Raw genomic sequence first — 20,265 nt, 5'->3', positions numbered from 1 at the left:
TTATTTTAATAATTTAGTAGGAGGCGATTAAATGGCCATTACAGCTGCAATGGTAAAAGAACTAAGAGAAAGAACTGGAGTAGGCATGCTCGATTGTAAAAAGGCTTTGGTTGAAACAGATGGAAATATTGAAAAGGCTATAGATTTATTACGAGAAAAAGGATTATCTAAGGCAGCAAAAAAATCTGGTAGAATTACAGCAGAAGGTATTGTAGATTCATACATACATGGTGGAAGAATAGGTGTTTTGATTGAAGTTAATTCAGAAACTGATTTTGTTGCTAAGAATGCTGAATTTAAGCAGTTTGTTAGAGACATGGCAATGCAAGTAGCAGCTTCTAAGCCTCAATATGTTGCAATTGAAGATGTTCCTGAAGAGGTAATAAATAAAGAAAAAGAAATATTAAAGCATCAAGTATTAAATGAAGGAAAACCTGAAAAAATAGTTGACAAAATAGTCGAAGGTAAGATTAATAAGTTTTATAAAGAAGTATGCTTATTAGAGCAGCCATTTATAAAAGACCCTGACAGAACAGTAAAAGATATACTAAATGAAAAGATTTCTAAAATTGGAGAAAATATAAGAATTAGAAGATTTGTTAGATATGAAGTAGGAGAAGGGTTAGAAAAACGTGAAGAAAATTTTGCTGAAGAAGTTGCTAAACAAATGAAATTTTAGTTATTCAAATGGAGAACACTTGGTGTTCTCCATTTGAATAATTTAAAAAAAGAAAAGTTTTATATTATTTATCAAACAGTTGCAGGTTTTTTTATACTATTGTAGAATATAATTACAAGGAGTTGTTCGCATGAAAGAACCTAAATTTAAGAGGATAGTACTAAAGCTTAGTGGAGAGGCGTTATCTGGAACTAAAGGGTTTGGATTAGATGAGAAAACGTTACTTGAAATTGCTAAACAAGTAAAAAAAGTTGTTGAAACTGGAGTTCAAGTTGCGATAGTTGTGGGCGGTGGGAATTTTTGGAGAGGCAGAAGTGCAAAAGTAATGGATAGAACTATTTCAGATTATATGGGAATGCTAGGTACAGTAATTAATGCATTAGGTCTTCAAGATGCTCTCGAAAATATTGGAGTAGTAACTAGGGTGCAAACTGCAATTGAGATGAGGCAGATTGCAGAACCATATATTAGAAGGAGAGCAATAAGGCATTTAGAAAAAAATAGAGTTGTTATTTTTGCTGCTGGTTCTGGAAATCCATACTTTTCTACGGATACGACAGCTGCCCTAAGGGCTGCTGAAATAGAAGCTGATGTTATTTTATTAGCTAAAAAAGGTGTAGATGGTGTCTATGATTCTGATCCACATATAAATTCACAAGCTAAAAAATTTGATAAATTAAAATATATTGATATATTAAATATGGGGTTAGGAGTTATGGATTCTACTGCTACATCATTGTGTATGGACAACAAAATCCCGTTAATAGTTTTTGGGATAGATAATCCAGAAAATATTGTTAAGGTAATTATGGGTGCGAAAATTGGTACACAAGTAAAGGAGGAGTAATTATGTATTTGGAAGTTCACAAACAAGCGGAAGGGAAAATGAAAAAAACCATAAAAGCTTATAAAGACGAATTAGCCTCTATTAGAGCAGGCAGAGCTAATCCAGCTTTATTGGATAGAATATCAATTGATTATTACGGTGTTTCTACACCATTGAAACAAGTTGCAAATATTTCTGCTCCTGAGCCAAGACTTCTAGTAATACATCCTTGGGATGTAAAAATATTACCAGAAATTGAAAGGGCAATTTTAAAATCAGATCTTGGATTAAATCCATCAAATGATGGGAAAATAATAAGGCTTCCTATTCCTCAGTTAACGGAAGAAAGAAGAAAAGAACTTTTAAAAATAGTTAAAAAAGCTTCAGAAAATGCTAAGATAGCTATAAGAAATACAAGACGCGAAGCTAATGATACATTGAAGAAAATGCAAAAATCAGGTGAATTAACTGAAGACGATTTAAAACTTGCAGAAGAGCAAGTTCAAAAATTAACAGATAAATATATTGAAGAAGTAGAAAAAATATTAGAAAAGAAAGAAAAAGACTTAATGGAGGTTTAACAAAATTTGGATATTGATTGCATTCTAGGTTTCCCTTTAGAAGAAGGTATTAAAATATTGAGTACTAAAACTAGCGCTATTATTGAGGTAAAAAAAACTAGAGGATTAAATAAGAACTTTTCAGAAAACTTAAGTGAACCTCGTATTATTAGAGTTACTAAATGTGATAATAGTGTGCTTGTTGTTTATGGATATTTCAATCCCCTTCTTAATCTATAAGAAGGGGATTTTATCGACAGTTGATATGGAGGTATTACTTAAATGGTTGAAAATAATGTAGAAAAGTTAAAAAAACAAATTGACATGAAAAAATTACCTAAACACGTAGCTATTATAATGGATGGAAATGGGCGATGGGCACAAAGGAGAATGCTTCCAAGAAGTGCTGGACACAAAATGGGAGTAGAGAGAGTGAAAGAAATAATAGAAGCTGTGGGTAATTTAGGTATAAAATATTTAACATTATATGCACTTTCAACGGAAAACTGGAAAAGACCAAAATATGAAATAGATACCTTAATGAATTTATTAGTTCAATATTTGGGTAGAGAATTAGATAATATGAATAAAAATAATATAAAGATAAATATTTTGGGAAACATAGATATGTTACCTGATGTACCTAAAAAAGAAGTTCTAAAAGCTGTAGAAAAAACTAAAAATAATAATAGACTTATTCTAAACATTGCTTTAAATTATGGTGGAAGGTATGAAATAGTTAGAGCTGTAAAAAAAATACTTTATGATATAAAAAACAAAGATATAAAGATAGAAGAAATAGATGAAGAAGTTTTTAAGAATTATCTATATACTTGTGACCAGCCTGACCCTGATTTATTAATAAGACCTAGTGGAGAATTAAGACTTAGTAATTTTTTATTATACCAAGTAGCATATACTGAGTTTTGGTTTTCTGATGTATATTGGCCTGATTTTTCTGAAAAAGATTTGTATATGGCAATAATAGATTTTCAAAAACGCAATAGAAGATATGGAGGAATATAGGTGATTAATAATGAGAAAGAGAATAATTAGCGGTATACTTGGATTTTTAGTATTATTTTTTATGATAGTAGCAGATAAAAAAATATGGTGTACTTCAGTTTTTATCATCTCTTTAATTGCAACATACGAATTTAATAGTGCTGTTAGTAAAATTGATGGCTTAAGGCCAATAAAAGTAGTAAGTTATTTATTACCTTTAGGTTTATTTATCATATCCTTAACTAATTCTTATAATGAGATAAAGTTATTATTTGCATTGTACACTATTATATTATTACTTATATTTGTACTTGATGACAGTGTAAAGCTACAGGATATTGCTGTAACTTTTTTTGGCGGTATATACGTGTCCTTTTTTATGTTTCATATGGCTTTTTTCGACAATAATTTATTTATTTGGCTAGCATTATTAATAGGATGGAGTACCGATACTTTAGCGTATTTTACTGGGATGCTATTTGGTAAACGAAAATTATGTCCTACTTTAAGTCCCAAGAAAACTGTGGAAGGGTCAATTGGAGGCGTTATTGGCTGTATTATATGTACTATAATTTTTGTTAGCTATTTTGATTTGGGCAATGTGTACAGATATTTAGTATTAGCAATAGTTAGCTCAATTATGGCTCAATTTGGAGATCTTACAGCTTCAAGGATTAAAAGGCTTGCAAATATAAAGGATTATGGGTATATTATGCCAGGTCATGGTGGAATTCTAGATAGATTTGATAGTATATTATTTACTGCACCAATAGTATATTATTTCGTAAGATTTTTTATTTAAGGTATATCTAGGGAGTGATAAATTTGAAATCAGTTAGCATCTTAGGGTCTACTGGTTCTATTGGAGTTCAAGCATTAAATGTTATTGAAAATTTAAAAGATATTAATGTTGTTGCACTTTCAACCAATGAAAACATTGAATTATTAGAAAAACAAGCTTTAAAATTTAAACCAAAAATTGTATCCGTTGGGAACCCTAAAAAAGCTGAAATTCTTAAGCAAAAACTTAATGCCTACGATATAAAAATAGTACAAGGCATGGAAGGTTTAGTCGATGTTGCAACTGAAAGTAAGGCTGATATAGTGTTAAATTCTGTTGTAGGCATGATAGGGCTGTTACCAACTCTTGAAGCTATAAAAGCAAAAAAAACCATTGCTCTGGCAAACAAAGAAACACTAGTAAGTGGTGGAAAGCTCGTAATGAAGGAGGCAAAAGAAAACAATGTAAAAATAATTCCAGTTGATAGTGAGCATTCTGCAATATTTCAGTGTTTAAATGCTGGAAAATATAAAGAGATATCTAAAATAATTTTAACAGCTTCAGGAGGACCATTCTACGGTTGGTCAAAGGACGAATTAAAATCTGTTACAGTAAAAGATGCATTAAAACATCCAAATTGGAATATGGGAAATAAGATAACTATAGATTCTGCAACATTAATGAATAAGGGGCTTGAAATAATTGAAGCTATGTGGCTTTTTAATATTGATATTAATAAAATTGAACCTATTATACATCCTCAAAGCATTGTACATTCAGCTGTCGAATATGTAGATGGAAGTATAATTGCGCAGTTAGGTATACCAGACATGAGAATACCCATTCAGTATGCATTAACTTATCCGAATAGAAGTTATAGTAATTTAAAAAAACTTAATTTAGTTGATATAGGGGAATTAACTTTCAGGCAACCTGATTTAAATGTTTTTCCATGCTTAAAATTAGCTATTGAAGCAGCAAAGATAGGTGGTTCAATGACTGCGGTGTTAAATGGTGCTAATGAAGCAGCAGTAGACTTGTTTTTAAAAGGTAAAATTAGATTTATTGATATTCCTAAAATAATTGAAGAAGTTATGGGAAAACATAAAATCATAAAGGATCCATCTCTAGAAGATATAATTGAATGTGATGTTTGGGCTAGAGAAAATGTATATAGATTATAATTTTAGGTGGTGTTATTATGTTAACAGCTATATCTGCAATATTCGTATTTTTTTTAGTAGTAGTTTTTCACGAGTTAGGTCATTTTTCTATAGCGAAACTTGTAGGCATAAAAGTCAATGAATTTTCTATTGGTATGGGGCCTAGACTTGCAAAATTAGGCGAAGGAGAAACCGAATATTCTATTAGGTTACTTCCAATTGGTGGGTATGTAAAAATGGAAGGCGAAGATGGAGAATCAGATGATAAAAGAAGCTTTAACAACAAACCAGTTTTTGCTAGAATAGCGGTATTAGCTGCTGGTGCAATAATGAATTTTGTATTAGCCATAATTATATTTAGCATTATATTATATATTACTGGTACTCCTACAACGATTATTTCAGAAACAATAGACAATTCACCTGCATATGAAGCTGGAATAATAGAAGGTGATAAAATAATAGCAATTAACGATAATAAGACCCAAAGTTGGGATGCTATAGTAAATGAAATTAACAAATCTACAAAGAATGAGATAAAAGTTACGGTTCTAAGAAACTCAAAAGTAAGAGAATTTTATATTAAACCTATTATAGAAAATAATAGATTATTAATTGGGATAGTTCCTAAGACAGAAAAATCATTATATTGGGCAATAAAAGGTGGAATGCAAAAGACTGTTTTTATAATAGGTTTAATGTTTGAATTTTTTAAAATGTTATTTCAAGGAAATGTAACTAGCAATGATATAGCTGGCCCAGTTGGAATAATACATCTTGTTGGTGAGGCTGCAAAGTTTGGATTTTTAGATGTATTGTATATAACTGGCTTTATAAGCGTAAATCTTGGATTTTTTAATTTATTACCTATTCCTGCTTTAGATGGAAGTAGAATTTTATTTTCTTTTATTGAATTATTTAGAGGAAAACCTATTAATCCTGAAAAAGAAGGTTTTATCCACTTTGTAGGGTTTATATTTTTAATAATACTAATGATTCTTGTAACTTATAAAGATTTTATTAAATTTAATATATTTTAGAAGGTGAAAAAAGTGGAGATAATAAGAAAAAAGACGAGAAAGGTTAAATGTGGCAATATAGAGATTGGAGGGGATTCTCCTATAACTGTTCAGTCTATGACGAATACAGATACAAGAGATGTTGAATCGACAGTAAAACAAATTAATAAATTAGCAGATGAAGGTTGTGATTTAATTAGAGTTGCAGTATTAAATATGGATGCGGCTAAAGCTATTAAGGAAATAAAAAAAAGAATTTATATTCCGTTAATAGCTGATATTCATTTTGATTACAAGTTAGCATTGGAAGCAATTAAAAATGGTACTGATGGAATTCGTATCAATCCTGGTAATATAGGTTCTAAAGATAAAGTAAGAGAAGTCGTAAAAGCTTGCAAGGAAAAACAAATACCAATTAGGATTGGTGTTAACTCAGGCTCTTTAGATAAAGACGTGGTTAAAAGATTTGGAGGAATAAATGAAAATTCAATGGTAGAAAGTGCATTAAATCATGTTAGAATTCTAGAGGATATGGATTATGGTAATATAGTAATTTCTATAAAGTCGTCAAATGTGCCTTTGACTTTTAAATCATATATTAAAATTTCCGAAATAGTAGATTATCCCTTACATTTAGGCATAACTGAGTCAGGAACAATATGGAATGGAATGATAAAATCATCTATTGGAATAGGAGCACTTTTATTATTAGGCATTGGTGATACAATAAGAGTATCACTAACTGAAGACCCTGTTCAAGAAGTAAGAGTAGGAAAACAAATTTTGAGATCTATTGGAATATTAAGGGACAAACCAGAAATTATTTCTTGTCCTACTTGTGGTAGAACACAAATTGATTTAATTGATTTAACAAAGAAAGTTGAAGAGAGTGTTAAGAATATTAACAAGCCCATAAAAATAGCCATTATGGGTTGTATTGTTAATGGACCGGGAGAAGCTAAAGAAGCTGATATTGGGATAGCAGGCGGTAATGAATGCGGAATAATATTTAAAAAAGGTAAAATAATAAAAAAGGTAGAGGAAGGTAAACTATTAACTGAGTTACTTAAAGAAATAAAAAACTTATGATAGTGAGGTGTATTTATGCACTTTGTTTCCGCAGTCATTCCAGCATACAATGAGGAGAAAACTGTTGGTAAGGTGGTTAGTATTATAAAAAAAATTGAGGAGATAAATGAGATTTTTGTTGTTAGTGATGGTTCTGTCGATAAAACTGTTGAAGTTGCTAAATTAAATGGTGCTCAAGTTATTGAACTAAAGCGTAATATAGGTAAAGGTGGGGCTGTTAAGGCTGGAGTTGATAGATGCAGTAATGAAGTAATACTGCTTTTAGACGCTGATTTAATGGGGCTAACAGAAAGACACATTTATAACTTATTGTTTCCGGTTTTACATAATGAAGTAGATATGTCGATTGGCGTATTTAATAAAGGCAGATTTATAACTGATTTAGCTCAGAAACTAACTCCTCAATTATCAGGGCAAAGAACCTTAAAAAGATATATATTACAAAATATTACCAATATCGATATTACAAGATATGGTTTTGAAGTAGCTTTAACTAGATACGTTGCACGTAATAAAATATCTACTAAAGAAGTACTATTAAATGATTTAACACATATTCTCAAAGAAGAAAAACTCGGATTATTAAAAGGTACTACAGCTAGGTTTAAAATGTACTGGGAAATAGCAAAAGAAATTAGGGCAAAGAGATGTTGATTTGATTGTTTATGTAAAGTTAATCAATGTAGTTAATGGACTTTTTTTCTATATTATTATTTGGCCTTCAAGATTGGCGAACTCATATTTTGAACCGTAGCATGTACTGGATTAGATGTTGAACAAGATTTATACGAGTAGCTTATAAATAACATAAAATTACAAAGAGAGAATAAAAATACAGTTAATATTTGAGTTCTCGGATTATTAAAATCGTAGAAAAGAATTAGAGGAGGCTTTTTACATCCATGAGTAGAACTCTTGGTAATATAATTAGTAAGCTTGGTATAAAAGTAAATATTAATGAAATTGAAAACTTAACATTAAAGCATGTGTATGTGAATATTTGCAGTAAGAGTTTAATACTAGTTTTGTCATCTAAACAAATTGTATCATATGACAATTTAATGATAGTTAAAAATGAAATAAACAAAAAAATCGATGAATTTAATGAAGTAAAGATTCAAATGGAATATGAAATCGATGAAGACATTAAATTATTGGTTGAGAAGTTTTGGAATAATATTAAATTTATTATTAGAAAAGAAATACCTTCGAGCAGTGCATGGCTTGAAAAACTTAAGTGGAGTTTAGACGATAATTGCCTTTATATTATTGCAGATAATAATGTAGCTATATATACTTTGAAAAATAAAGGTATTGACAAAATATTAAAAAGAGTGTTTTTAAATGAATTTCAAATTAGAAATATAGATATTAAATTCAGATTTTTATCGGATGAAAGTTTACTTCAAGAGCATTATAAAAATAAAGAAATTGAAGAGAAACAGTTAGCTAGTAAAGTTAATGTTCATGAAACTAATATTAAAGAAAAAAATAGTTCACACAACAATAAAAATAGTGATAGTTCAAAGCTTTTATGTGGAAAAAAAATTGATGGTGATATAATGAAAATATCCCAAATAAGTACAGATACAGGAACTGCTATAATAGAAGGAGAAATCTTTTCAATAGAAAGTAAAGATATAAAAGGACAAAAAAAACTTTATATATTTGACGTAACAGATTATTCTAATTCCATTACTTGTAAGTTATTTAGTAATAAAAATAATATTCAATTGCTAGAAGATAATTTAAAAAAAGGTATATTTGCTAGGATTTCAGGAAACGTAGTATATGACAATTATTCAAGACAGTTAGTTATAATGGTTAATTCTATTCAAATTATTGAAAAACAAAAAAGAAAAGATACATGGATTAGAAAAAGAGTTGAGCTTCATGTGCATTCTCAGATGAGTGCGATGGACGGAGTATCTAAATTCACGGATATTGTAAAAAGGGCAAAAGAATGGAATCATCCTGCGATAGCAATCACTGATCACGGAGTAGTTCAAGCATTTCCAGAGGCGATGAATGCTGGTAAAAAATATGGAGTAAAAATATTATACGGTGTAGAAGGATATTTAGTAAATGATAGCAAACCGATAGTTGTAAATTATGAAGAACAGACTATAGATTGTGAATATGTTGTATTTGACATAGAGACTACAGGATTATTACCAACAAAGGATAAAATAACTGAAATTGGTGCTGTTAAAATAAAAAAGGGTGAAATAGTTGATAGATTTTCTCAGCTAATTAATCCTGGTATAAAGATTCCTGAAAAAATAGTGAAGTTAACTGGAATAACTGATGAAATGGTTTCTGGTAAACCTAGTATTGAATCAGTATTACCAGATTTTTTAAATTTTATAGGAAATAGTGTTTTAGTTGCTCATAATGCCTCATTTGATATAGGGTTTATAAGAGAGAACTGCAAAAAAATAAACGCTGAGATATCAAATGCTATCTTAGATACTTTACAACTTTCAAGAGAATTATTTCCTCAACTAAAAAAGCACAAATTAGACGTTATAGCTAAGCATTTGAATATTTCTCTTGACAATCACCATAGGGCTGTAGATGATGCAGAAGCTACTGCTAATATATTTTTAAAGTGTATTGATATATTAAAGGAGAAGGATATAAAATATATTTCTGAAATTAATAAATTATTTGGAGATAATATCAATGTAAAAGGTGTTGAATCATACCATATAATTATTCTTGTAAAAAATAAAATTGGGTTAAAAAATTTATATAAAATTGTTTCTGAATCACATTTAAAATATTTTTATAGAAAGCCAAGAATACCTAAATCTTTACTTACTAAGTATCGAGAAGGATTAATACTGGGTACTGCTTGTGAAGCTGGAGAATTATATAAGGCAATTTTAAATAATAAAGAATATGAGGAAATAAGAGATATTGTTAGTTTTTATGATTACTTAGAGATACAACCCGTAGGCAACAATATGCATTTGATTAGGAATGGCTTAGTTAAAAATGAAGATGAACTTAAAAATATTAATAAAAAGATAGTTGAAATTGGGAATAAATTTAATAAACCTGTAGTAGCTACAGGTGATGTGCATTTTTTGGATCCCCAAGACGAGATATATAGGCGAATACTTATGAATGGGCAAGGATATTCTGATGCTGATAATCAACCGCCGCTATACTTTAAAACTACTGATGAAATGATTAAAGAGTTTAGTTATTTGGGAGAAAAAAAAGCTGAAGAGGTGGTAATTGATAATTCTATTTTAATTTCCAATATGATTGATGAAATTTTACCTATTCCTGAAGGAACTTATCCTCCAATAATTGATGGAGCAGAGGAAGAATTGATGAAAATGACGTATAAAAAGGCAAAATCAATTTACGGAGATCCTCTTCCCAAAATTGTTAAGGATAGATTAGATAGAGAATTAAACTCAATTATTAAGAATGGATATGCAGTTTTATATATTATTGCACAAAAATTAGTAACTAAATCATTAAAAGATGGATATTTAGTTGGCTCAAGAGGTTCTGTAGGGTCATCTTTTGTGGCGACAATGAGTGATATTACAGAAGTAAATCCTCTTATACCTCATTATGTGTGTCCTAATTGTAAACACAGCGAATTTATAGACGATGATTCAGTTGGTTCAGGAGCAGATTTGCCTGACAAAAATTGTCCAAAATGTGGGACTAAATATAGAAAGGACGGACATAATATACCTTTTGAAGTTTTTTTAGGATTTGAAGGTGATAAAGAGCCTGATATTGATTTAAACTTTGCTGGTGAATATCAACCAATTGCTCATAAGTATACAGAAGAACTTTTTGGTAAAGGTTATGTATTTAGGGCTGGAACAATTGGAACTGTTGCAGAAAAAACTGCATATGGTTTTGTCAAAAAATATTTTGATGAGAGAGAAATTCATATAAATAGTGCTGAAATAAACAGGTTAGTTACGGGATGTACAGGCATAAAACGTACTTCAGGGCAACACCCAGGTGGAGTTATGATTGTTCCTAGGAATAAAGAAATATATGATTTCTCTCCGATACAATACCCTGCAGATGATAAAAGTTCTGGTGTAATAACTACACATTTTGATTATCATTCGATAAGTGGTAGAATATTAAAATTAGATATCTTAGGGCATGATGTTCCTACCATAATAAAAATGCTAGAGGATTTAACAGGGTTAGATCCTACTAAAATACCATTAGATGATAAAGAAACTATTAAAATATTTACATCAACAGACCCACTTGGAGTTTCTCCTGAAGATATAAATAGCGAAGTAGGAACTATGGGAATACCTGAATTTGGCACTAAATTTGTTAGACAAATGTTAATAGACACAAAACCTACTACTTTTGCTGAATTAGTTAGAATTGCTGGTTTATCTCATGGAACTGATGTATGGCTTAACAATGCACAAGAGCTGGTTAGAAATGGAACTGCTAAGCTTTCTAATGTAATTTCTACTAGAGATGATATTATGCTTTATCTAATCTCAAATGGATTAGATAAAAAAAGGTCTTTTAAGATAATGGAAAAGGTAAGAAAAGGAAAAGGATTAACTCAGGAAGACGAAGAGTATATGAGAGAAAATAAGATACCAGAATGGTATATAGAATCATGTAAAAAGATAAAATACATGTTCCCTAAAGCTCATGCTGTTGCATATGTAATGATGTCTTTTAGGATTGCATATTTTAAGGTTCACTATCCTGAAGCATTTTATGCAACATATTTTACTACTAAAGCAAATGATTTTGATGCTGAACTCATTTTAAAAGGAGAAGAAGCTGTTAAAAACAAGATAATAAAACTTGAAAAACAAGGGAATGATAAAACTGCTAAAGAAAAGAACTTACTTACAGTTTTGGAAGTTGTATTAGAAATGTATAAAAGAGGATTTAAGTTTGAAAGGGTAAATTTGTATAAGTCTGATAGTGATAAATTTTTAATTGGGGAAAATGGCATAATTCCGCCTCTTAAATCGCTTCAAGGTGTAGGTGAAAATGCTGCTAGAAATATAGTTAAAGAAAGAAAAAAGGGAAAATTTTTATCTGTAGAAGACTTAGTTAACAGAACTAAAATTACCAAGACAGTTGTTGAAGCACTAAGGATTCATGGTTGTCTTAATTCTATGTCAGAAAGTAACCAATTAAGTTTATTTAATATTTGATTTTTTATAAAATATATGATATTCTTAATTTAGTAGATATATATTCGTGGCTAATAGAGTGGGTGTTCCCACTCTTTCGTTTTTATTTAAGTATAATAAAATATATTTTAGATAAAATATTCATGAACGATTATGGAGGTGAAAACATGAAGAAAAAGGATATTGAGGAACTTACAAGAAGTTTAGTAGGCACTGTACTTAAAGAAAATAATTTTGAGTTGATTGATGTAGAATTTACTAAAGAAGGTTCTAATAAAATCTTGAGATTATACATAGATAAAAAAGGCGGAATTACTATAGATGATTGTCAGTTAGTTAGTGAATATTTAAGTAAAAAATTAGATGAAGTAGACCCGATAGAAGAAAATTATTATTTAGAAGTTTCTTCTCCTGGTTTAGATCGACCTTTAAAAACTGATAAAGATTTGAAACAAAATATTGGAAATGAGGTAGAAATTAATCTTTTTAAAAATTATAAAGGTAAGAAGCACTTTGTATCTGTTTTATTGAGTTTTGATGACAAAATAATAAAGATTAAGGACGATGAACTTGGTGAATTAAAAATAGATAGAAACCTTATATCGAAAATCAACTTAGCAGTTAAATTTTAACAGGGAGGTTAATCGACATGAAAGTCGAATTTATACAGGCGCTTGAAGAAATTGAAAAGGAAAAAGGTATTTCTAAGGAATTGATATTCGACGCATTAGAGGCAGCACTAATATCTGGATACAAAAAGAACTTTGGCTCTTCACAAAATGTGGAAGTAGAGATAAATAGAGTAACAGGCGAAGTAAATGTATATGCAAAAAAAGAAGTTGTTGATAAAGTAGAGGATGATTTATTGGAAATAAGTCTTTCAGATGCGAAAAAAATAGATGAAAAATATAATATTAATGACATTGTGAAAGTAAAGATTACGCCAAAAAATTTTGGAAGAATTGCTGCACAAACAGCTAAACAAGTAGTGATGCAAAAAATTAAGGAAGCTGAAAGAGAAGTAATTTATGAAGATTTTCTAAATAGAGAAAATGAAATAGTTACTGGATTAGTTCAAAAAGTTAATAAAACTAATGTATTAATTAACTTAGGTAGAACTGAAGGAAATTTACCATTAAGTGAACAAATAGAAGGTGAAGTTTATAAACAAGGAGATAGAGTTAAAGTTTATATCTTAGAAGTCAAGAAGACTACCAAAGGGCCACAAATTACTCTTTCTCGTACGCATCCAGGGTTAGTAAAACGATTATTTGAATTAGAAGTTCCTGAAATTAATGAAGGTATTGTTGACGTGTTTAGTATTTCAAGAGAAGCTGGTTCAAGAACTAAAATAGCAGTATTTGCTAATGATCCTAATGTTGACCCTGTTGGAGCATGTGTGGGATTTAAGGGCAGTAGGGTTAAAAATATTGTAGAGGAATTAAACGGAGAAAAGATCGATATTATAATGTGGGATAAAGATCCAGCAAAATTTATTGCTAATAGTTTAAGTCCTGCTAAAGTATTAAGAACTGACATAGATGAAAATAATAAATCAGCTTTAGTAGTTGTTCCTGATTATCAGTTATCTCTTGCTATAGGAAAAGAAGGACAAAATGCTAGACTTGCTGCTAAATTAACTGGTTGGAAGATAGATATTAAAAGTGAAAGCCAAATAAACAATGAATAATAATAAATGGTAAGGAGGGATTTACTTGAGAAAAAAGAAAATACCTCTTAGAAAATGTATTAGTTGTGGAGAAAGTAAGGAAAAAAGAGAACTTATTAGAATAGTAAAAAATAAAGAGGGAGAGATAAAAGTTGATTTAACAGGGAAAGCTAATGGTAGAGGTGCTTATATATGTAATAATAAAAACTGCCTAGAAAAACTAAAAAAATCAAATAAGCTTGCAAAAGCCTTAAACACTTCTATACCTAATGATATATATATTCAATTAGCTGAGGTGATTGATGATAATTAGTAAAGTGTATTCGTTGCTGGGAATTGGAAAAAAAGCAGGATTTATAACTTATGGCGAAGAAGGGTGTAAAATTTCTATTAAGAGAAACAAGTGTAAGCTACTTATAATAGCACTTGATTCTTCGAAAAATACTATGGAAAAATTTATACATCTTTGTAAAAAAAATAATATTAAATATGTAATTTTTGGAGATAAAGAATCGTTAGGTAAAGCAATAGGCAAAGAGATTATTGCTATCATTTCTGTAAATAATTTAAATTTTTCTCGTGAGATTTTGAATTATATTGAATAAAATTGTCACCTGTATTAATTTGGGGGGTGTATAGTTTGACAAAAATAAGAGTATATGAATTAGCTAAAGAATTGAATATGTCTAGTAAAGAGTTATTAAAAAAAATAAAGGATTTAGATTTAAAGTTACCAAGTCATATGAGCACATTAGAAGATGAAGAAGCAGAGATTATTAAAGAGTTTTTACAAGAAAAAAATAAGACTAAAGGTAAAAAATCCAAAAAAAGTGATACTCTTAGTAAGAAAAAAAAGACAGGTAAAAAAAAGCAAAATAACAATTTTAAGGTGGAGGAAAAAACAGAAAATAATTTGAAAAATTTTGAGATTGAGATAGGAGAAACTATACAAGTTAATGAATTAGCTAATAAAATGGGAGTTGCAGCTACTCAATTAATAAGTAAATTAGTTTCTTATGGGATAATGGCAAGCATAAATCAAGAAATTGATTTTGATACTGCTAGTATTGTGGCAGAAGATTTTAATGTAAAAATAAAACGTAAAGAGCAATCTGAAGAAAAGACAATTGAAAGTTTATTAGATGTTGAAGATAAACCAGAAGATTTAGAACTTAGGCCTCCAGTAGTAACTGTCATGGGACACGTTGACCACGGTAAAACTTCTTTATTAGATGCAATTAGAAAGACAAATGTTACTGAAAAAGAAGCAGGTGGAATTACTCAACATATTGGAGCGTCAACTGTTACAATAAATAAACAAAAAATTGTATTTTTAGATACTCCTGGTCATGAAGCTTTTACTGCTATGAGAGCTAGAGGAGCTCAAATTACTGATATAGCTGTATTAGTTGTTTCTGCTGATGATGGAGTTATGCCTCAAACTATAGAAGCAATAAATCATGCTAAAGCTGCAAAAGTACCAATTATTGTAGCTATAAATAAAATTGATAAGCCTGAAGCAAACCCTGACAGGGTAAAACAAGAATTAGTTGAACATGGCTTAGTACCTGAAGATTGGGGTGGAGATACTATATGTGTGCCTGTTTCTGCTCTAAAAAGAATAGGTATAGATGAACTTTTAGAGATGATTTTGTTAGTTGCAGAAATGCAGGAGTTAAAAGCAAATCCTAATAGACCTGCTAAAGGCGTAATTATTGAAGCCAAGCTTGATAAAGGTAGGGGTCCAGTTGCTTCAGTACTAATTCAAAAAGGAACTCTTAGGGTCGGAGATGCTGTTGTAACAGGATTTGCTCACGGAAAAGTACGTGCTATGTTTGATGATAAAGGTAAACGCATAAAGAAAGCTGGGCCATCTGATCCAGTTATGATATTAGGCTTATCAGAGGTTCCTGATGCTGGTGAACAATTATATGTAGTTGAGGATGACAAAAAGGCACGTGAATTAGCTGAGATAAAGAAAGAACAGATTAGGACAGAACATTTAAAAATGAATCAAAAAGTTTCTTTAGATGATTTATTTGAACAAATAAAACAAGGTGAAGTAAAAGATTTGAATATAATTATTAAAGCTGATGTAAAGGGCTCTATTGAGGCTGTAAAACAATCATTAGAAAAATTAAGTATAGAAGAGGTTAAAGTAAATGTTATTCACGGTGGCGTTGGGGCTATTACTGATAGTGATGTAATGTTAGCTTCAGCATCAAATGCTATTATAATTGGTTTTAATGTACGTCCTACTACAACAGCTGTTGATTTAGCAAAAATGGAAAATGTTGACATTAGAACTTATAGAGTTATTTATAATGCCATTGAAGATATAAAAGCAGCTGTAAAAGGTATGCTTGAGCCAGAATTTAAAGAAAATATTTTAGGAAGAGCTGAAGTAAGAGCTACTTTTAAGGTTCCAAACGTAGGTGTAGTAGCAGGCATATATGTTCAAAATGGCAAGATAACTAGAAAATGTAAAGTAAGATTACTTAGAGATAATATTGTTATTAAAGAAGGAGAAATATCATCTTTAAAAAGATATAAAGATGATGTTAAGGAAATTCAATCAGGTTATGAAGGTGGGTTAGGTATAGAAAATTATAATGACATAAAAGAAGGGGATGTTATTGAAGCTTATGAGTTAAAAGAGGTTAAACGATAAATAGGAAGGATGAACTTTTATGTCAAAGAGATTAGGTAGAATTTCTGAAGAGATTAAGAAAATAGTAAGTAATTTAATGAGAAATGAATTGAAAGATCCACGTATCTCTTCTATGGCTAGTATAAATAAAGTTGAAGTAACGAAAGATTTAAGGATTGCTAAAATATATGTAACTGTTTTAGGTAATGAATCTGAACAAAAAAATACTATTATTGGTTTGGAAAGAGCTAAAGGATTTATTAGGAGAGAGATGGGAAAGGAGTTAGGAATAAGGTATACACCGCAACCAATATTTTTACTTGATAAGTCTATAGAGCATGGTATATATATATCTGAATTAATTGATAAAATAAATAAGCAAGAAAATAGGAGTAAAGAAAATGAGTAAAGATTTATCTGAAAAATTTAAAAAGGCATATAATAAGATTAATAAATCAAAAAATATATGTATTGTTTCTCACGTAAATCCTGATGGAGATAATATAGGATCTTTACTGGCTTTAGGTATTGCATTAAAACAAAATGTTTCAAAAAATATAGTTATAGCAAAAACTGATAATATTCCTGAACAATTTAATTTTATGCCTAATATTGAACTAATAGAAGATATTAAACCAGAATCAAAATATGACTTGTTAATTGTTTTAGATTGTGGTGATATTGGTAGATTAGGTAAATTAAAAGATATAGTTCATAATTCAAAAACTATAATTAATATTGACCATCATATTACTAATGAAATGTTTGGAGATATAAATATAGTTGATGAAAAATCATCATCAACTGGAGAAATAGTTTTTAAGTTTCTTGAGCAAATGAATTATCAGTTAACTACTGATATTGCAACATGTTTATATGTTGCAATATCTACTGATACGGGTAGTTTTAAATATGATTCAACTACGTATGAAACTCACATTATTGCTTCAAAATTATTGAAAACAGGAATTGACTTAAATGAAATTATAGTCAATCTTTATCAGAGTAAATCATTACGGAAAACAAAGTTAATGATAGAAGCTCTTACTTCTCTTGAATTGTATTTTAATAATAATCTTGGAATTGTTGAGGTTACTCAAGATATGCTTTCACAATTTGATGCAAGTATTGAAGATGCAGATGGTATAGTTGATTTTATTAGAGATATTAATGATGTTGAAGTATCTTGTGTATTAAAAGAGGTTAACTCTAATGAAGTTAAAATTACTTTAAGGTCTAAAAAATACGTTGATGTATCACAAGTTGCTAAAGCTTTTAATGGTGGAGGACATAAAAAGGCTGCTGGTTGCACAATAAATGAAAATATTGAAACTGCAAAAGCTATGATTGTAAAAAAAATTGCTGATATATTGGGATGATAAATATGAATGGAATAATAAATGTTTTAAAACCTTCTGGTATGACTTCTCATGACATAGTAAATTTTATTAGAAGAACATTAGAAATAAAAAAAGTTGGTCATACTGGTACTTTAGATCCAAATGCAGCAGGAGTATTACCTATTTGTATAGGAAAAGCGACTAAAATTATTGAATACATTTCAAAAAATAGAAAGAAATATAGAGCTGAATTGACATTGGGTGTAGAAACTGATACGCAAGACAGTTATGGAAATATAGTAAATAGATCTAAAACTATTCCGTCTACCGCAGAAATTATTTCTGCTTTCAATGAATTTACTGGTACGATTGATCAAATACCTCCGATGTATTCTGCAATTAAGTATAATGGTAAAAGATTATATGAATTAGCTAGACAAGGCAAGAATATAGAACGAAAATCCAGAAAGGTTACAATTTATTCTCTAGACATTGTGAAAGTAGATAAAAATAAAGTATTATTTGATGTAGAATGTTCACCTGGTACTTACATTAGGACTTTATGTCATGATATAGGAAATCGATTAGGAAGTTATGGATATATGTCATTTTTATTGAGAACAGAAGTATATCCTTTTAAAATAAGTGATTCTTATACCATTGAAGAAATACTAGACATTAATAAGAAACAAAAAATAAAAGATATTTTATTGCCAATGGATTATCCGCTGAGTGATTATAATAAAATTAATTTTAACAGAAGATATTTAAAGTCTTTAGTTAATGGAGCAACAATAAAATTAGATAAGGAAAATGCTGAGTTTAAATATGCAATTAAAATTAATGAAAATGTTCTTGTGTATTGCGATAATAGATTTATCGGTGTTGGAATAGTTATATTAAATAATGGGCAAAAGTTTATGAGACTGAAAAAGGTTCTTATATAAAGGTGATGACAATGAAATTTATATCATACGATTCAAAAGTTACCCTAGGTTATACAGCTGTTGCTTTAGGAAATTTTGATGGAGTTCATATAGGACATCAAGCTTTAATAAACAATATGATTAGAAAATCTAACGATAATGGGTTAATACCTTCTGTTTTACTCTTTAATACTCATACTTCTTCTACTTTAAATGACAAGAAAACACCATTTATTTTAATGAGTAATTTGCAAAAAATAGAGGCATTAGAAGATATGGGGGTAAAACTTATATATAACATTGAGTTTGATGAAAATATTATGCATATGTCCCCAGACAAATTTGTTAAAGAAATTTTAAAAGAAAGATTAAATGCAAAATTATTAGTGGCTGGATTCAATTATCATTTTGGATATAAAGCTAGTGGAGATAGCAATTGCTTAAAGATACTTGGTAATAAAAATGGTATTGATGTTGCTATAATAAAACCAGTATACCATAAAGGTAACATTGTAAGCAGTACGATGATACGTAATTTATTAAAGGAAGGAAAAATAAAACAATCAAGAGAGTTATTAGGCAAACCATATGAAATGATTGGAAAAGTTATAAAAGGAAAAGGACTTGGAAAAAAATTAGGATTTCCCACTGCTAATATAAGTTTAGATGATAATTATCTAATACCTAAACATGGAGTTTATAAAACTATTACTGAAGTGTCAGGACAAGCATATAAAAGTATAACTAACATTGGCAATAATCCGACTTTTGACGAAACCAATACAAGTATAGAAACACATATAATAAATTTTAATCAAGATATATATGGAAGCAATGTTAAAGTTAAATTTATCGATTATATTAGAGAAGAGAGAAAATTTAATTCTGAACAAGAATTAATTAATCAAATAAAAAGTGATATAATTAATAGTAAATAATTTATTTACAAAAACATATTAATATGGTACAATTATTGCTGTTAAGTTACCTATAGCTATGATTTTCGTATCCTCGGCGATATTCTTGGCTTTAGGTGTAATCAAAATAGGAGGTGTTAAAAAAGTGAATATTAGTAAGGAAGAAAAGGCTGAAATTATCAAAGAATATGGACTTAGTGAAAATGATACTGGTTCACCAGAAGTACAGGTAGCTATTTTAACTCGTAGAATCAATAAATTAAATGAGCATTTAAAGGTTCATAAAAAAGACCATCACTCAAGAAGGGGATTGCTTATGATGGTTGGTAAGAGAAGGGGTTTATTGAATTATTTAGAAAAAAAAGATATAGAAAGATATCGTAGCCTTATTTCTAGATTAGGATTAAGGCATTAAGCGGAGCGGGGATACCCGCTCTATTTATTTATTGTTAATAGTTCATTTTATTTTTTAATGA

Annotated in this window: 21 protein-coding genes; all 21 read left to right on the top strand. The window is 29.3% G+C overall.

Going from position 1 to position 20,265, the window contains the following annotated elements:
- Positions 1 to 31 precede the first annotated feature (31 nt).
- The 21 genes from tsf (at position 32) to rpsO (ending at position 20,204) form a co-directional block, all read left to right on the top strand.
- Positions 32 to 679, top strand: coding sequence for a translation elongation factor Ts (tsf, locus tag ACZ41D_RS08685; protein WP_464151045.1), 648 nt, complete (start codon positions 32 to 34; stop codon positions 677 to 679).
- A gap of 130 nt (positions 680 to 809) precedes the next feature.
- Complete coding sequence (gene pyrH, locus ACZ41D_RS08680; RefSeq protein WP_464151044.1) at positions 810 to 1,526, top strand: UMP kinase; 717 nt, start codon at positions 810 to 812, stop codon at positions 1,524 to 1,526.
- 2 nt (positions 1,527 to 1,528) lie between these two features.
- Positions 1,529 to 2,086, top strand: coding sequence for a ribosome recycling factor (gene frr, locus ACZ41D_RS08675; RefSeq protein WP_464151043.1), 558 nt, complete (start codon positions 1,529 to 1,531; stop codon positions 2,084 to 2,086).
- 6 nt (positions 2,087 to 2,092) lie between these two features.
- Complete coding sequence (locus ACZ41D_RS08670) at positions 2,093 to 2,305, top strand: hypothetical protein (RefSeq protein WP_464151042.1); 213 nt, start codon at positions 2,093 to 2,095, stop codon at positions 2,303 to 2,305.
- Between the two features lie 42 nt (positions 2,306 to 2,347).
- Positions 2,348 to 3,091 (top strand): isoprenyl transferase, encoded by a 744-nt coding sequence (locus ACZ41D_RS08665; protein ID WP_464151041.1) that lies wholly within the window; start codon positions 2,348 to 2,350, stop codon positions 3,089 to 3,091.
- Positions 3,092 to 3,101: 10 nt separating this feature from the next.
- Entirely contained in the window at positions 3,102 to 3,872 is a 771-nt protein-coding gene (locus ACZ41D_RS08660; RefSeq protein ID WP_464151040.1) for a phosphatidate cytidylyltransferase, read from the top strand.
- A 14-nt stretch (positions 3,873 to 3,886) separates the two neighbouring features.
- Entirely contained in the window at positions 3,887 to 5,035 is a 1,149-nt protein-coding gene (locus ACZ41D_RS08655) for a 1-deoxy-D-xylulose-5-phosphate reductoisomerase (protein WP_464151039.1), read from the top strand.
- 17 nt (positions 5,036 to 5,052) lie between these two features.
- Complete coding sequence (rseP, locus tag ACZ41D_RS08650; protein ID WP_464151038.1) at positions 5,053 to 6,054, top strand: RIP metalloprotease RseP; 1,002 nt, start codon at positions 5,053 to 5,055, stop codon at positions 6,052 to 6,054.
- Between the two features lie 12 nt (positions 6,055 to 6,066).
- Entirely contained in the window at positions 6,067 to 7,122 is a 1,056-nt protein-coding gene (ispG, locus tag ACZ41D_RS08645) for a flavodoxin-dependent (E)-4-hydroxy-3-methylbut-2-enyl-diphosphate synthase (RefSeq protein WP_464151037.1), read from the top strand.
- Between the two features lie 15 nt (positions 7,123 to 7,137).
- A complete protein-coding gene (locus tag ACZ41D_RS08640; RefSeq protein WP_464151036.1) occupies positions 7,138 to 7,776 on the top strand; it encodes a glycosyltransferase family 2 protein in 639 nt (212 codons plus the stop codon).
- A 248-nt stretch (positions 7,777 to 8,024) separates the two neighbouring features.
- Entirely contained in the window at positions 8,025 to 12,308 is a 4,284-nt protein-coding gene (locus tag ACZ41D_RS08635; protein WP_464151035.1) for a PolC-type DNA polymerase III, read from the top strand.
- Positions 12,309 to 12,454: 146 nt separating this feature from the next.
- The gene (locus ACZ41D_RS08630; RefSeq protein WP_464151034.1) at positions 12,455 to 12,919 is read left to right on the top strand and encodes a ribosome maturation factor RimP; all 465 of its coding nucleotides are present in this window, start codon (positions 12,455 to 12,457) and stop codon (positions 12,917 to 12,919) included.
- A 17-nt stretch (positions 12,920 to 12,936) separates the two neighbouring features.
- Positions 12,937 to 13,977, top strand: a complete 1,041-nt coding sequence (gene nusA, locus ACZ41D_RS08625; protein WP_464151033.1) for a transcription termination factor NusA — start codon at positions 12,937 to 12,939, stop codon at positions 13,975 to 13,977.
- Between the two features lie 25 nt (positions 13,978 to 14,002).
- Positions 14,003 to 14,269, top strand: coding sequence for an RNase P modulator RnpM (rnpM, locus tag ACZ41D_RS08620; RefSeq protein ID WP_464151032.1), 267 nt, complete (start codon positions 14,003 to 14,005; stop codon positions 14,267 to 14,269).
- On the top strand, positions 14,259 to 14,561 hold the full coding sequence (locus ACZ41D_RS08615; protein ID WP_464151031.1) for a L7Ae/L30e/S12e/Gadd45 family ribosomal protein: 303 nt from the start codon (positions 14,259 to 14,261) through the stop codon (positions 14,559 to 14,561). Before rnpM ends, ACZ41D_RS08615 begins: the two co-directional genes overlap by 11 nt.
- A 35-nt stretch (positions 14,562 to 14,596) precedes the next feature.
- A complete protein-coding gene (gene infB, locus ACZ41D_RS08610; RefSeq protein ID WP_464151030.1) occupies positions 14,597 to 16,627 on the top strand; it encodes a translation initiation factor IF-2 in 2,031 nt (676 codons plus the stop codon).
- 19 nt (positions 16,628 to 16,646) lie between these two features.
- Complete coding sequence (rbfA, locus tag ACZ41D_RS08605; RefSeq protein ID WP_464151029.1) at positions 16,647 to 17,015, top strand: 30S ribosome-binding factor RbfA; 369 nt, start codon at positions 16,647 to 16,649, stop codon at positions 17,013 to 17,015.
- Entirely contained in the window at positions 17,008 to 17,985 is a 978-nt protein-coding gene (locus tag ACZ41D_RS08600) for a DHH family phosphoesterase (RefSeq protein ID WP_464151028.1), read from the top strand. The genes rbfA and ACZ41D_RS08600 overlap by 8 nt, the downstream gene beginning before the upstream one ends.
- A 5-nt stretch (positions 17,986 to 17,990) precedes the next feature.
- Positions 17,991 to 18,893, top strand: coding sequence for a tRNA pseudouridine(55) synthase TruB (gene truB, locus ACZ41D_RS08595; protein WP_464151027.1), 903 nt, complete (start codon positions 17,991 to 17,993; stop codon positions 18,891 to 18,893).
- A gap of 11 nt (positions 18,894 to 18,904) precedes the next feature.
- Complete coding sequence (locus tag ACZ41D_RS08590; RefSeq protein ID WP_464151026.1) at positions 18,905 to 19,810, top strand: bifunctional riboflavin kinase/FAD synthetase; 906 nt, start codon at positions 18,905 to 18,907, stop codon at positions 19,808 to 19,810.
- 124 nt (positions 19,811 to 19,934) lie between these two features.
- The gene (rpsO, locus tag ACZ41D_RS08585) at positions 19,935 to 20,204 is read left to right on the top strand and encodes a 30S ribosomal protein S15 (RefSeq protein ID WP_464151025.1); all 270 of its coding nucleotides are present in this window, start codon (positions 19,935 to 19,937) and stop codon (positions 20,202 to 20,204) included.
- Positions 20,205 to 20,265 lie beyond the last annotated feature (61 nt).

The sequence above is a fragment of the Brassicibacter thermophilus genome, assembly GCF_055378355.1.
Note: the sequence above shows the minus strand (reverse complement) of the source record. Positions and strands in the feature narration are given on the sequence as shown.